Raw genomic sequence first — 14,363 nt, forward strand, 5'->3', positions numbered from 1 at the left:
AGAAAATTTCTCACCGCTATAGAGGTAATCGGGAAATCGTTTCGCCTGGACTGCCTATGATGATCGCTCGTTGTTTGAAAGGAGAGCATCATGATTGACCACGTATCCATTGCCACCCGCGACCTGCCACGTGCAGTGGAATTCTACAAAGCCTGCCTGGAGCCGCTTGGCTACAGCGTGCAGCACGAAGACGAAGGCCAGGCCATCTTCGGCGCCGACGGCCACTGGGCCTTTGCAATCTACCCGGCGCAAGGCGATGCGCCGCTGGTGGGCCAGCGCGGGCACATTGCCATCAAAGCGCCGTCGCAGCTGGCAACGCACGCCTTCCATGCCAACGCCATGGCGCAAGGCGCCGCTTCTGTGCGCAAGCCGGGCCTGCGTCCCGACGTCAACGAGCGCTACTTTGGGACGATGATCACCGATCCTGACCAGCATACGATCGAAGTGGTGCACTGGCTGGATTAATTTGGTGCACGCGGCCGGCCGGCGGCTGGCCCGCATCTTGCTGTAACGCTTGGGTCATCAAACTTCACCCAAGCGCTCATGACCAACATACGCTCAGCCCACCCGGCCGATGCTGCTGCCATCGCTGCAATCTACAACCACTACGTTTCATCCACCACCATTACTTTCGAAGAGGCCGAAGTCGGTGTCGACGACATGGCCGGCCGAATCACGAAAGTGATTTCATCGAAGCTGCCCTGGCTGGTGCTGGAGCAGGACGGCAAGATCCTGGGCTACGCCTACGCCAGCAAATGGAAGGAGCGCTCCGCTTATCGCTTCTCGGTCGAAAGCTCCATCTACCTGCACCAGGAAGTGCGTGGCAAAGGCTTTGCGCGCAAGTTGTACCAGCATTTGTTCAACCTGCTGCGCCAGAGCGGCGTGCATCTCGTGATCGGCGGCGTGGCGCTGCCGAATGAAGCCAGCGTTGGCCTGCATGAAAAGATGGGCTTCCAGCCTGTCGGCGCGTTCAAGGAAGTCGGCCGCAAGTTTGGCCGGTGGATCGACGTCAGCTACTGGCAGCTACGCCTGGAGTGATCAGGATTGCTCGCGGTGGCGCAGCACAACGGTTTCTGTCGGCGCGAAGTGACGCGCCAGGCGTTCGGCCATATAGACTGAGCGGTGCTGGCCGCCGGTGCAGCCGACGGCTACCGTCAGGTAGGAGCGGTTGTCGCGCTTGAAGTGCGGCAGCCATTTGGTAACGAAGCCCTTGATGTCCAGGAACATCTCCTCCGCGCTCTCCTGCGCATCGAGGAAGGCGATCACCGGTGCGTCGCGGCCGTTCAACGGACGCAAGGTGAGGTCGTAATACGGGTTGGGAATCGCGCGCACGTCGAACACGAAATCGGCGTCGAGCGGCACGCCGAGCTTGAAGGCGAACGATTCAAAGAACAGCGTCAATGGCGCGTTCTCGCTGTGCACCAGGTCCTTGACCCAGGCGCGCAGTTTGTTGGCACTCATTTCCGACGTATCGATCACGTGGCCAAGCTGCTGGATCGCGGACAGGCGTTCGCGTTCTTCGGCGATGCATTCGATCAGCGTGCGGCGTGCTGCAGGATTTTCGCCAGGGGCCAGCTCGTGCGACAGCGGGTGGCTGCGGCGCGTTTCGGAGAAGCGCGCCACCAGCGAGTGGGTATTCGCGGTGAGGAAGATCACCTTGACCTCGTGGCCGTCTTCTTTCAGCTTGCGGTATTCGCCGGGCAGGCTGGCAAGGCTGGAAGCGCTGCGTGCGTCGACCGCGACGGCCAAAGCATCCGTTCCCTCGATTGCGAGGCGATTGATCAGGTCCGGCAGCAGGGCAGGCGGCAGGTTGTCGACGCAGTAGTAGCCGATGTCTTCAAGAACATTCAGCGCAACGGATTTGCCGGAGCCGGAGATGCCGGTGAGTAGGATGATTCGCATGTGACCGATAGTACCATTAGTCCGAATCAGTCGCCGGACATGGCCTGTCGTTGGTGAAGCAGGGGTTTCGCCGAGCGGGCTCGGCGCCTGCGGAACGGGCCCGCTATGCATAGCGGGCTTCCTTAGCAACATGAGTCATGGGTGGGGCTAGTCCCCACTCATGGCCTGGCGTTGCCGCTCCATGAATTCCTGCAGCGTGTCGATGCCGCGCAGTTGCAGGATGGTGTTGCGAACCGCAGCCTCCAGCAGCACCGCGATGTTGCGGCCGGCTGCAACGGGAATCACGACCTTGCGGATCGGAAGTCCCAGCACGTCTTCGGTCGGGAACTGGAACGGCAGGCGTTCCACCTCTTCTTCCAGCGCCGAACGGCGCACCAGGTGCACGATCAGCTTCAGACGCATCTTGCGGCGCACGGCAGTCTCGCCGAAGATCGCCTTGATATCCAGCAGGCCCAGGCCGCGCACTTCCAGCAGGTTTTGCAGCAGCGGCGGGCAGCGGCCTTCGATCATGTTGGGAGCGATGCGCGCGAATTCCACCGCATCGTCGGCCACCAGGCCGTGCGAACGTGAAATCAATTCAAGTCCCAGCTCGGATTTGCCGAGGCCGGAGTCGCCGGTAATCAGCACGCCCACGCCCAGCACGTCCATGAACACGCCGTGCATGATGATGCGCTGCGCCAGCTTTTTCGACAGGTAGACGCGCAGAAAGTCAATCACCTGCGCTGCAGGCAGCGGCGTGGAGAACAGCGGGATATTCTTTTCGTCGCAGATCGCCAGGATGTCAGGCGGGGTCTCGAGCCCTTGCGCGATGATCAGCGCCGGCGGGCCGCCTGCGATCAGTTCACCGATCACATGGGCGCGCGTCAGCGATTTGAGGCGCTGGTAGTAATTGATTTCCTGGTGGCCGAACACCTGGATGCGTCCAGGGTGAATCGTATTCAAGTGGCCAACCTGGTCGGCCGCCGAAGCGACGTCGCCGGAGATCAGGCGCTCGCCGCCTGGAAAGCCGGCGAACCAGCCCAGTTGCAGGGTTTCGCGATTGTCGTCGTACAGTCTCTGGATCGTCAGCGGCGTTTGCAGCATGTTCAACCTGCCGCTTGCAGGCTAGGCTGCCAGTTGACGATGCGGCTGTAGACCGATTTCGGGTCCGGGTCTTCCGTCAGTGCCTGGCGGAAGGCGTCGTCCGAGAACATTTCTGCGATCTCGGACAGGATTTCGAGGTGCTGCTGCGTCACGTGGTCGGGGATGAGCAGGAAGAACAGCAGGTTCACAGGTTTGCCGTCCGGCGATTCAAAAGGAATCGGTTCGGCCAGGCGGACAAAGGCGGCCAATGGCGCCTTCAGGCTCTTGGAACCCTTGATGCGCCCGTGTGGGACAGCGACGCCGTGGCCGAGGCCGGTGGAGCCCAGGCGCTCGCGCGCGAACAGGTTGTCCGATACGGTGGAGCGAGCGATGCCGCAGTTGTTCTCGAAGATCAGGCCGGCTTGCTCGAAAGCGCGCTTTTTGCTGGAGACTTCCAGGTCGAGCTGGACGTTCTCTAGCGAAAGGATTTTGCTCAGGTTATTCATGACGCGACATTGATGTGCTTTGCGAGCGCATTATAGGCCTCTTTCTCAGCCGTGTAACTCGAATTTCACGCAATGTTTCTGCGTGGAAAAATCCCTTACTGGCGGGCGTTGCGCAAATTGGACGGCCGCTGTGCACTACTAAAGTTGGTGCGCCATGGGTTGATATCAAGGCCGCCTCGGCGGGTATACCGTGCATACACCGTCAAGTGTTGCGGCTTGCACTGGCGCAGGATGTCCGTGAAGATGCGCTCGACGCACTGCTCGTGGAACTCATTATGCTCGCGGAAGCCGATCAGGTATTTGAGCAAGCTTTCCTGGTCGATCTGCGGCCCGTAGTAGCTGATCTGCACGCTGCCCCAGTCGGGTTGGCCGGTGACCAGGCAATTTGACTTCAGCAAATGCGAGACGAGGGTCTCCTCTACTGGCAGCTCGTCGAAGTTGGCTTTCAATGTTTCCGGCTGAGGGGAATAGTTGTCGACGTCGATGTCGAGGCGGTCCAGCAACTGGCCTTCCAGCTCGCCCATTTCCAGTTTTTGGAAGTCCTCCTGCATGGTCAGGGTGACATGCACGCTGCCGCCGGCGGCGGCGGAAAGGTCTTGCTGCAGCAGCATTTTCAGCGCGTCGGGGCCGGCCAGCCTGGTCTGGTTGAAGGAATTGAGGTAAAGCTTGAAAGATTTAGATTCGATCAAGTTTGGCGAATCGGCAGGGATGGTGAAGCGGGCCACCGCCACTTGCGGCTTGCCGCGCATGTTCAGCCAGGACAGCTCGTAGCCGTTCCAGATGTCCACTCCGAAGAAGGGCAGGGTGCCTGTCAGGCCCAACTCGTCGCGCTTGCCCTGGCGCGGGATGGGGAACAGCAGTTCCGGCGCGTAGTCGGTGCGGTAGGCGGAGGTTTTGCCGAGGGGGGAATGTTCTGGGAGGTTGGACATGGCGGACTTTTCTTGAAACGGTCTGCCAGTTTACCAAAAACCGGTAAATCTGGGTCTGACCCGCAGGGTCAGACCCCGTACGGTCTCGAAGTCGCGGGGTGGATTCGAGGTCTTTGACTTTCAACGGAGATCAACGGCGCACAACCAACACCAACAGCGGTAGCGCAGACAGGGTCTGACCCTGCGGGTCAGACCCTGGTTTACCGGTTTCAGAGGAACAGTTTGTACACCGGATTCTGCGACTCATCCCAATAGCGATACCCCAAGGTAGCCAGGAACTGCGCAAACTTGTCCATATCCTGCGGCGGCACCTGCAAGCCAATCAGAATCCGCCCCACGTCGCCGCCCTGCGAGCGGTAATGGCACAAGGAGATATTCCATTCCGGCGCCATCGAATCGAGGAAGCGCATCAGCGCCCCCGGCCGCTCAGGGAATTCAAAGCGATACAGCAGTTCATCCTTGGCCAGCACGCTCTTGCCGCCGACCAGGTGGCGCAGGTGCGACTTGGCCAGTTCGTCATGGGTCAAATCCAGCGTCTTGAAGTTGTTCTCTTCAAAGCGCCGCGCAATCGACGACGACTCGCTGCGATCGGCAATCTGCACGCCGACGAACACGTGCGCCTGCTCCTGGTCGCTTATCCGGTAGTTGAACTCCGTCACATTGCGCGGGCCCACCAGGCTGCAGAAGCGCTTGAACGAGCCGCGCTGCTCCGGCATGGTGACGGCAAACACGGCTTCGCGCGACTCACCGAGTTCGGCGCGTTCCGCCACGAAACGCAAGCGGTCGAAGTTCATGTTGGCGCCGCTACAGATGGTCACCAGCGTCTCGCCCTGCAGCGGATACTTGCCCATTTCCGAGCGCTCGACATAAGCCTTGGCGCCGGCTACGGCCAGCGCGCCGGAAGGCTCCAGGATCGAGCGCGTATCGGTGAACACGTCCTTGATCGCCGCGCAGATCGCATCGGTATCGACCACGATCACTTCGTCGACAAACTGCTGCGCGAGGCGGAAGGTTTCCTCGCCCACCAGGCGCACGGCGGTGCCGTCGGCGAACAGGCCAACGTCGGACAAGGTGATGCGCTCGCCGGCCTTGATGGAGCGGCCCATCGCATCCGAATCCATGGTTTGCACGCCGATGACCTTGATATCCGGGCGCAGCTGCTTCACATAGGCGGCGACACCGGCAATCAGGCCGCCGCCGCCGATCGGCACGAAGATCGCGTGGATAGGGCCGGAATGCTGGCGCAGGATTTCCATGGCAATGGTGCCCTGGCCGGCGATCACTTCCGGATCGTCGAATGGGTGCACGAAGGTCAGCTTCTGCTCTTTCTCGAGTTGCAGGGCGTGGTTGTAGGCATCCGTATAGGACTCGCCATGCAGCACCACTTCCACGCTGGCGCCGCCGCGGCGGCGCACGGATTCGACTTTCAGCAGCGGGGTGGTGGCAGGCATGACGATGAGGGCGCGGCAACCGAGTTTGGCTGCGGACAGGGCGACGCCCTGCGCGTGATTGCCGGCGGAGGCGCAAATGACGCCGCGCTTCAATTGCGCGTCGCTTAGATTCGCCATCTTGTTGTAAGCGCCGCGTACCTTGAAGCTAAAGACGTCCTGCATGTCCTCGCGCTTGAAGTAAATCTGGTTGCCAATTCGTTGCGAGAGAATCGGAGCCAGTTCGAGCGGGGTTTCATGGGCCACGTCGTAGACGCGGGAGGTCAGGATTTTCTTCAGGTAGTCGATAGTCATAATTTGCAAAGGATTTGAGTGGTGCAAGGACTGTCAACGGCGGGTAACCGAAGGGGTGGCACGCCTGCCATGCGGGTATGCAATGGCGCGGGCTGTCTGGTGTGCCGGGTGTTCTGGTCGGTTCATTATAATGGAAGCCTATGATCGAATCTGCAATCCAATGGCTGCTGGGTGTGTTGGCGGCGCCCGAAGTGGGACTGACCTCGGTCTTCATCATCAGTTTTGTCTCTGCCACGCTGGTGCCGCTGGGGTCCGAACCCGCTGTCTTTGCCGTCTGCAAAGCCAATCCCGACATGTTCTGGCCAGCCATTGCGGTCGCGACCGTGGGCAATACCCTGGGCGGCGTGGTCGACTACTGGATCGGTTATTACGCCAAGAAAGCCTTTACCAAGGAACGTTCCAGCCGCTGGTTCGGCTGGCTGGCGCACTACGGAGCCAAGACCATGCTGCTGTCCTGGGTGCCCGGCATCGGTGATCCGCTGTGCACGCTGGGCGGCTGGCTGAAGCTGCCGTTCTGGCCCGCGACCATGTATATGGCGATCGGCAAGCTGGCGCGCTACATCACGATGACTTCGCTGCTGTTGTATGTGCCGGACGGTGCCTGGCGCTCGATCGCGCATGCATTAGGCGGTTGACCTCAATCCGATCCCAGGCCGCGCAGCAGCAGCAGCAGGGCGGCGGCCAGCTCGCTCTCGTACTCATACCGTAACGGTTCCAGTTCTGGAGCGGCCAGCACTTCGCACAAGGCCGGCGCCGGGTGGCTGAGTGGCCAGAGCCCGATCATGAGTGGGATGGCCAGGCGCATGAAGGTGATATAAGCAGCGGCTGGCAACGCCGGTGCCCTCGCGTTCAACAGGTCCGCTACCGCAGCCGTCATGGCGATGGTGCGCAGCTTGAATTCCTTCAGCCTTTCTTGCGATACATTGCGCTCGATGATCGAAGGCAGAATGCTGAGCAGGCGGCACATCAGAGGATAAGCGGCGCTGGCGGCGGCGAACGCCTGTGCAAGCTGCTGTCCGGTTGCGGGCTGCACGGCGGCGAGCCGCTCATCCAATTCCTGCTGCCAGCGTCCAGTCTCCTCTTCCAGTAATGCCAGCAGCAAGGCTTCGCGATTCTCGAAATACCGGTAGACATTCGATTTGGTCATTTCGGCGCGCCGCGCCAGCTCATTCAAGCCAAGCTCGCTGACTTCCATGCCGTTGCGCAGGGCAGCCTTGGCGGTTTCCAGCAAATGGAGGCGGCGCTCCTCTTTCTGTTCGGGGCGGCGGGCGCGCTGAAATGTCTCTGGTGCTGTCATAAATTAATCAGACGTTCTGGTGAGTGGCGCAACTTTATCATCGCAAAGCTGCTTGACAAGAGACCAGTGGTCTTCTAAATTGGAGACCAGTGGTTTCTTATGTCGAATGTCTCACACGGAGTACAAGATGGCTACCCCTTTAATGGTTCGTTCGGAAATTCTCGGGCAGGATCTGAGCGGCAAGACTTAGGTTGTCACCGGCGCCAATTCCGGCATCGGCCTGGTGACCACCCAGCAATTGGCCAAGCAAGGCGTGACCGTCGTCATGAGCGTACGCCGGGTCGAGGAAGGGAAGCGTGTCGCTGCTGAAATCCGGCAAGCGCTGCCTTCGGCAAAGCTGGCCGTGTACCGGCTGGCGCTGGACGATCTTGCTTCCGTGCGCGCCTTTGCGGTCGAGGTCAACCGCGAGCATCCAAAGCTGCAGGGACTGGTCAACAATGCGGGGGGCATGAAAACGCCATTCGGCCGCACCAACGACGGTTTTGAAACGCAATTTGGCGTCAACCACCTGGGCCATTTCCTGCTTACCGAGCTGCTGCTAAATGCGTTGAAGGCCGGCGCGCCTTCGCGAGTGGTCAACCTGTCGAGCTATTTCCATGAGTTTGCCATGGGGCGCAAGGGCGAAATCCACTTCGAGGACCTGAACTACGAGCGGCGGCCATTCGATACCTGGGAAGCGTACGCGCAATCGAAGCTTGCCAACTTGCTGCACGCCCGCGAGCTCAGCCGCCGGCTGGCCGGCAGCGGCGTGGTTGCCGCCAGCGTCAATCCCGGTTTTGTGCGTACCAACCTGCTCAAGGTTCCGCTGCCGATGTGGCTGCAGCGCCTGCTGGTGATCCCGGTGCTGAGGCTGGCTGGAATGATCGAGCCTTGGGAAGGCGCGCAAACTACCCTGCACGCCTTGCTCGCGCCTGAAGTGGAAGGCCAATCGGGCGCATACTACAGCCAGATCGCTGGCTATCAGGACAAGGCGTCGCGTAAGGGTGGCTGGCCGCTGCGCTCGCCCAATCCGGTGGCACATGACGACGACGTGGCCCAGCGCTTATGGGACGTCAGCGAAGCACTGGTGCAGGCAAAGTAAGCGCTGGCCTGCCGCGCGAGCGGGATCGTAAGATTCCGCATAGCAGCAGTGTTGCGAAATTCCAGACTGATGGGCGGGCATCGCGGAAAATTAAGGGTGGAATTTTTGTTGAAATGCGAAATTATATTTTGATAATTGACGTTAACGGAACCCTTCGGCCTTCTAAGGCTGTTCCCATCTTGTGCGCCGCAATAAGATAGAATGGCCTGTCCCAGCGTCAGCCCCCCGTCCACGCAATATGAACGCACCAGCACAAATCCAGGCACTGCTCGCCGAATCGCCAGATGGTCACGCCCACACCCGCTTGCGGGAAATTCCGTACAACTACACCTCGTTCTCTGATCGCGAAATTGTGATCCGCCTGCTGGGCGAAGAGTCCTGGGCGTTGCTGGACGAACTGAGGGCCTCTCGCCAGACCGGCCGTTCCGCGCGCATGCTGTACGAAGTGCTGGGCGATATCTGGGTCGTACGCCGCAACCCTTACCTGCAGGACGACCTGCTGGATAACCCGAAGCGCCGCCAGGCCCTGATCGACGCGCTGCATCACCGCCTGTCGGAAGTGGACAAGCGCCGCAACACCGTCGATGCGGCTGCCGATGCCGATTCGCAGAAGCGCAGCGGCAACGTGGAAAAGCTGCTGCGTGCCGCCAGCAAGGCAGTCGCCGATTTCGGCGAAGAGTTCCGCCAGATGTACGACCTGCGCAAGCGCACGCTGAAGGTGCTGGGCAAGTACACCGAGAAGCACAACATCTGCTTCGACGGCATGAAGCGCATCAGCCACGTGACCGACGCCACCGACTGGCGCGTCGAATACCCGTTCGTGGTGCTGACCCCGGACAGCGAAGATGAAATGGCCGGCCTGGTGAAAGGCTGTATCGAACTTGGCCTGACCATCATCCCGCGCGGCGGCGGCACCGGCTACACCGGCGGCGCCATTCCGCTGACGCCGCTGTCGGCCGTGATCAACACCGAAAAACTGCTCAAGCTGGGCGCCGTTGAAATGAAGGTGCTGCCGGGCCTGGACCGCGAATACGCGACCGTGCACTCGGAAGCGGGCGTCATCACCAACAAGGTCAGCGAAGCGGCCGAGAAGGCGGGCTTCGTGTTCGCCGTCGATCCGACTTCGGCCCACGCCTCCTGCATCGGTGGCAATATTGCGATGAATGCGGGCGGCAAGAAGGCCGTGTTGTGGGGTACCGCGCTGGATAACCTGGCGTCGTGGCGCATGGTCGACCCGAACGGTGACTGGCTGGAAGTCACGCGCCTGGACCACAACCTGTCCAAGATCCACGACACGCCGCTCGCGCGCTTCAAGCTGGAATGGACGCATCCGAATTCGCGCGGCGAAGCCAAGGGCGAACCGTTCAAGACCGAGATCCTGGAGATCGAAGGCCGCAAGTTCCGCAAGGAAGGCCTGGGCAAGGACGTCACCGACAAGTTCCTGGCCGGCCTGCCGGGCGTGCAGAAAGAGGGTACGGATGGCCTGATCACGTCTGCGCGCTGGATCCTGCACAAGATGCCGAAGTTCACGCGCACGGTTTGCCTGGAGTTCTTCGGCCAGGCGCGCGATGCGATTCCTTCGATCGTGGAGATCAAGGATTACCTGGATGGCCTGCCGGCACAGGGCGAACAGTTCAAGACCATCCGTCTTGCCGGCCTGGAGCACCTGGACGAGCGCTACCTGCGCGCCGTCGGCTACGCGACCAAGTCCAAGCGCGGCGTGTTGCCGAAAATGGCCCTGTTCGGCGACATCGTCGGCGACGATGAAGACGCCGTGGCGCTGGCCGCATCCGAAGTGGTACGCCTGGCGAACACCCGCGTCGGCGAAGGCTTCGTGGCAGTGAGCCCTGAAGCACGCAAGAAATTCTGGCTGGACCGCGCCCGCACTGCGGCTATTGCGAAGCACACCAACGCCTTCAAGATCAATGAAGACGTGGTGATCCCGCTGAACCGCATGGGCGAGTACACCGACGGCATCGAGCGCATCAACATCGAACTGTCGATCAAGAACAAGCTGCAACTGGCGGAAGAGCTGCGCGAATACCTCGCTGCCGACAAGCTCCCGATCGGCAAGAGCGACGACGCCACCGACGACAAGGTCGGCTACGCGGAAATGCTGGGCGACCGCCAGGCGCAGGCGCTGGCCCTGGTGGACCAGGTGCATGCACGCTGGACCTTCATCCTGGCCAACCTGGACAAGCCGCTGGCCGAAGTGCGCGGCGACCTGCTGGCGCTGGGCCTGGAGCACCTGGCCGGCGCGCTGGACGACCGCCTGCAGCACCAGCCGCAAGCGACCCTGTTCGACGTAGCGCAGGACCGCACCGTGCGCATCAGCTGGAAGCAGGAGATTCGCGCGCAACTGCGCCAGATCTTCAACGGCGGCGCGTATAAGCAGATCCTCGACGAAGCCCAGGCGATCCACAAGCGCGTGCTGCATGGCCGCGTCTTCGTGGCGCTGCACATGCACGCTGGCGACGGCAACGTGCACACCAACCTGCCGGTCAACTCGGACCATTACGAAATGCTGCAGGACGCGCACAAGGCCGTGGCGCGCATCATGAAGCTGGCCCGTTCGCTGAATGGCGTGATCTCGGGCGAGCACGGCATCGGCATCACCAAGCTGGAATTCCTGACCGACGATGAAATCGGCGAATTCCGCGAGTACAAGAAACGCGTCGACCCGGAAGGCCGCTTCAACAAGGGCAAGCTGCTCAACCTGCCGGGCATGGAAGCCACGCTGGAAAACGCCTACACGCCGTCGTTCGGCCTGATGGGCCACGAATCGCTGATCATGCAGCAAAGCGATATCGGCGACATCGCCAACAGCGTGAAGGACTGCCTGCGCTGCGGCAAGTGCAAGCCGGTGTGCTCGACCCACGTGCCGCGCGCCAACCTGCTGTATTCGCCGCGCGACAAGATCCTCGCCACCTCGTCGCTGATCGAAGCTTTCCTGTACGAAGAACAGACCCGCCGCGGCATTTCGATCCGCCATTGGGAAGAATTCGAAGACGTCAGCGACCACTGCACCGTGTGCCACAAGTGCGCCACGCCTTGCCCGGTCAATATCGACTTCGGCGACGTGTCGATGAACATGCGTAACCTGCTGCGCAAGATGAACAAGCGATCGTTCAATCCGGGCAAGAAGGCGACCATGTTCTTCCTGAACGCGACCGATCCGGCGACCATCAACGCCACGCGCCAGACCATGATCGGCTGGGGCTACAAGGCGCAGCGCCTGGGCCACGAAGTGTTCAAGGCCGTGGCGCGCAAGCAGACCAAGGCGCCGCCGCCAACCGTCGGCAAGCCGGCCGTGCGCGAGCAGGTGATCCACTTCGTGAACAAGAAGATGCCGGGCAACCTGCCGAAGAAAACGGCGCGTGCGCTGCTCGACATCGAAGACAACAAGATGATCCCGATCATCCGCGATCCGAAGAAGACCAACGCCAATACGGAAGCGGTGTTCTACTTCCCGGGTTGCGGCTCGGAGCGGCTGTTCTCGCAGGTGGGCCTGGCAACGCAGGCCATGCTGTGGGAGGTGGGCGTGCAGACCGTGCTGCCACCGGGCTACCTGTGCTGCGGCTATCCGCAGCGCGGCGCCGGCGATTTCGACAAGGCCGAGAAGATGATGACGGATAACCGCGTCCTCTTCCACCGCATGGCGAACACGCTGAACTACCTGGACATCAAGACGGTGGTGGTGTCTTGCGGCACCTGCTATGACCAGCTGGCGACCTATGAGTTCGAGAAGATTTTCCCGGGCTGCCGCATCATGGACATCCACGAATTCCTGCTGGAGAAGGGCGTCAAGCTGGAAGGCGTGGAGGGTACCCGCTACATGTACCACGATCCTTGCCACACGCCGATGAAGCAGCAGGACCCGATCAAGACCGTGAATGCGCTGGTGTCGACCATCGACAACGTGAAGATCGAGAAGAACGACCGCTGCTGCGGTGAGTCCGGCTCGCTGGCGAATGCGCGTCCGGATATTTCGACCCAGGTCCGCTTCCGCAAGGAGCAGGAAATGGTGTCGGGCGCAGACAAGCTGCGTGCCGACGGCTTCCAGGGCGACGTCAAGATCCTCACTTCCTGCCCATCGTGCATGCAGGGCCTGAGCCGCTATAACGACGATTCGGGCACCACCGCAGATTACATCGTGATCGAAATCGCCAAGCACAAGCTGGGCGACAACTGGCTGGTGGATTACGTGGCGCGCGCCAATGACGGCGGCATCGAGAGGGTGCTGGTATGACGACGACTGCGAACTGCGACCTGTGCAAGCTGTTGGCCGGCTTCGATGCGGCGCCCGCCGGCGCGGCGAGCCCGCTGGTCTGGCGCGACGAGCGCCTGGCTGTGGTGCTGGTCGACGAGCCGGGCTATCCCGGCTACACCCGCGTGGTGTGGCACGACCATGTGCGCGAGATGACCGACCTGTCGCCGGAAGACCGCGACCACGTCATGTGGGCCGTGTGGGCGGTAGAGCAGGCGCAACGCACGACCATGGCGCCGCACAAGGTCAATGTGGCCAGCTTCGGCAATATGACGCCGCACGTGCACTGGCACGTGATCCCGCGCTACACTGACGATGCGCACTTCCCGAACCCGACCTGGGGCGCGAAGCAGCGCGAAGCCGATCCGGCCGCCGTGGCAGCGCGTGCGGCCTTGCTGCCGGCCCTGCGTGCGGCGATTATCCTGAACCTGAAATGAGCAATCCTACCGGCCTGACTGTCCACAGCAAATCGCGCTATCTTGAAGTCTCCTTCGACGATGGCGCAAGCTTCAATATTCCTTTTGAACTGCTGCGCGTGTATTCACCGTCGGCGGAAGTGAAGGGGCACGGGCCGGGCCAGGAAGTGCTGCAAGTCGGCAAGCGGGAGGTCGCCATGACCAACCTCGAGCCGGTCGGCAATTACGCCGTCAAGCCGACCTTTGACGACGGCCACAATTCCGGCTTGTATACCTGGGATTACCTGTACGACCTCGGCGCCCGCATGGAGCACCACTGGACTGACTACCTGAAGCGCCTGGAGGCGGCCGGCTTCCCCGGCGACTCCGGCCGCGAGCCCGGCACAGTTCTCCCCGGCGCTGCCGCAAAAGCCCACGGTTGCGGCCATCATCACTGAGTCAGTCGCAGTCCAGCTCCGGGTGCTGGCGCATGAACTCCTCATACTCCTTCACGTGGTTCAGCCAAACATATTTGTACATGGCGCGGTTTTTCGCTGGCAATGAACGCAGGAATTTTGGGGAAAATGACGTCACTTCAGGAATGTCATCCGGGTGGCCCGGGCAACACCTGAGCATTTCTGCGTGCATCCTGTCCATTTCCTCTTTGGTCGCTTGGTCCAGTTCAGGGAAGTCTACGTCAGCGGGAAGTCTGTATCGTTTCATAGTTGAGCTCCAAGAGTTGTAGCGGAGTGACGAAATCGATTTGTGCAAAACCTGCCTCGCCGAGCATCATGTGCAGATGTGGCAGGCGTTCTGCTTCCAGGCGCTGCCATTGCCATGTCATAAACAAGCTGGAACCGAATTGAGATGCACACGCGATTTGAGCGCCAAGCTTCGCCTCATTGGAACTTAGGCCGCCGCCGGCTATCAAAAGTTCCGCTTTTTCGCGAAATATTTTGTTGTCCGGTAGGACGAGCACGGATTCGGCTTTCGTCAGGCGGGCGGAGGCCAGTTCGGGTGGGCCAGCAATGATTGCCTGGAGGGCGATCTCGGATGTGCAGAGATTCCGGGTGTGCGGCAGGGCGCGGAACCAGCGCCGCGTCAGCGACTGGCAGGTGCGTGCATAGGCGCTGCGGGCTGGCGGTCGGCCAGGGCGCAGAGGACGGAAGTGTCGAGGTAGAT

The 14,363-nt window shown here is 61.2% G+C and carries 14 protein-coding genes and 1 pseudogene; 7 read left to right on the plus strand and 8 right to left on the minus strand.

All coding sequences use genetic code 11. From position 1 onward, the window contains the following. Positions 1-90 precede the first annotated feature (90 nt). On the plus strand, positions 91-465 hold the full coding sequence (locus ACN9M3_RS04530; protein ID WP_426320797.1) for a VOC family protein: 375 nt from the start codon (positions 91-93) through the stop codon (positions 463-465). Positions 466-543: 78 nt separating this feature from the next. Beyond that, positions 544-1,038 (plus strand): arsinothricin resistance N-acetyltransferase ArsN1 family B, encoded by a 495-nt coding sequence (locus ACN9M3_RS04535; protein ID WP_426167918.1) that lies wholly within the window; start codon positions 544-546, stop codon positions 1,036-1,038. On the opposite strand, the gene rapZ is transcribed toward ACN9M3_RS04535, so the two are convergent. The 5 genes from rapZ to ilvA all read right to left on the minus strand — a co-directional run bounded on the left by rapZ (position 1,039) and on the right by ilvA (position 6,141). Beyond that, entirely contained in the window at positions 1,039-1,902 is an 864-nt protein-coding gene (gene rapZ, locus ACN9M3_RS04540; RefSeq protein WP_426167920.1) for an RNase adapter RapZ, read from the minus strand. Positions 1,903-2,049: 147 nt separating this feature from the next. After that, positions 2,050-2,985, minus strand: a complete 936-nt coding sequence (gene hprK / locus ACN9M3_RS04545) for an HPr(Ser) kinase/phosphatase (protein ID WP_028101576.1) — start codon at positions 2,983-2,985, stop codon at positions 2,050-2,052. 2 nt (positions 2,986-2,987) lie between these two features. After that, a complete protein-coding gene (locus ACN9M3_RS04550; protein ID WP_028101575.1) occupies positions 2,988-3,470 on the minus strand; it encodes a PTS sugar transporter subunit IIA in 483 nt (160 codons plus the stop codon). A gap of 95 nt (positions 3,471-3,565) precedes the next feature. Then, on the minus strand, positions 3,566-4,399 hold the full coding sequence (gene queF / locus ACN9M3_RS04555) for an NADPH-dependent 7-cyano-7-deazaguanine reductase QueF (protein ID WP_426320801.1): 834 nt from the start codon (positions 4,397-4,399) through the stop codon (positions 3,566-3,568). 209 nt (positions 4,400-4,608) lie between these two features. Continuing rightward, a complete protein-coding gene (gene ilvA / locus ACN9M3_RS04560) occupies positions 4,609-6,141 on the minus strand; it encodes a threonine ammonia-lyase, biosynthetic (RefSeq protein WP_426320803.1) in 1,533 nt (510 codons plus the stop codon). Between the two features lie 140 nt (positions 6,142-6,281). Between ilvA and ACN9M3_RS04565 the strand changes: the two genes are divergently transcribed. Next, positions 6,282-6,776, plus strand: coding sequence for a YqaA family protein (locus ACN9M3_RS04565; protein WP_426167927.1), 495 nt, complete (start codon positions 6,282-6,284; stop codon positions 6,774-6,776). A gap of 2 nt (positions 6,777-6,778) precedes the next feature. Here ACN9M3_RS04565 and ACN9M3_RS04570 read toward each other — a convergent pair whose 3' ends face one another. Then, positions 6,779-7,438, minus strand: a complete 660-nt coding sequence (locus tag ACN9M3_RS04570) for a TetR family transcriptional regulator (protein ID WP_426320805.1) — start codon at positions 7,436-7,438, stop codon at positions 6,779-6,781. 202 nt (positions 7,439-7,640) lie between these two features. Between ACN9M3_RS04570 and ACN9M3_RS04575 the strand changes: the two are divergent. The 4 genes and pseudogenes from ACN9M3_RS04575 to ACN9M3_RS04590 all read left to right on the plus strand — a co-directional run. Further along, positions 7,641-8,519: pseudogene (locus ACN9M3_RS04575) on the plus strand (SDR family NAD(P)-dependent oxidoreductase); the annotation flags it as partial. 238 nt (positions 8,520-8,757) lie between these two features. After that, positions 8,758-12,768, plus strand: coding sequence for a DUF3683 domain-containing protein (locus ACN9M3_RS04580; RefSeq protein ID WP_426320807.1), 4,011 nt, complete (start codon positions 8,758-8,760; stop codon positions 12,766-12,768). Continuing rightward, a complete protein-coding gene (locus tag ACN9M3_RS04585) occupies positions 12,765-13,223 on the plus strand; it encodes an HIT family protein (RefSeq protein WP_426167934.1) in 459 nt (152 codons plus the stop codon). The genes ACN9M3_RS04580 and ACN9M3_RS04585 overlap by 4 nt, the downstream gene beginning before the upstream one ends. Continuing rightward, on the plus strand, positions 13,220-13,639 hold the full coding sequence (locus ACN9M3_RS04590) for a gamma-butyrobetaine hydroxylase-like domain-containing protein (protein WP_426167936.1): 420 nt from the start codon (positions 13,220-13,222) through the stop codon (positions 13,637-13,639). The genes ACN9M3_RS04585 and ACN9M3_RS04590 overlap by 4 nt, the downstream gene beginning before the upstream one ends. Position 13,640: 1 nt before the next feature. On the opposite strand, the gene ACN9M3_RS04595 is transcribed toward ACN9M3_RS04590, so the two are convergent. Together ACN9M3_RS04595 and ACN9M3_RS04600 are read right to left on the minus strand one after the other, a co-directional pair. After that, positions 13,641-13,904 carry a hypothetical protein gene (locus ACN9M3_RS04595; RefSeq protein WP_426320810.1) on the minus strand — a complete coding sequence of 88 codons (264 nt, stop codon included), beginning with the start codon at positions 13,902-13,904 and terminating at the stop codon, positions 13,641-13,643. After that, positions 13,879-14,160: a hypothetical protein gene (locus ACN9M3_RS04600; protein ID WP_426167940.1), complete on the minus strand. Its 282-nt coding sequence runs from the start codon at positions 14,158-14,160 to the stop codon at positions 13,879-13,881. Before ACN9M3_RS04600 ends, ACN9M3_RS04595 begins: the two co-directional genes overlap by 26 nt. Positions 14,161-14,363 lie beyond the last annotated feature (203 nt).

Origin of the sequence: Pseudoduganella sp. R-43, from assembly GCF_049913255.1 — a bacterium.
Taxonomy (GTDB): domain Bacteria; phylum Pseudomonadota; class Gammaproteobacteria; order Burkholderiales; family Burkholderiaceae_D; genus Rugamonas.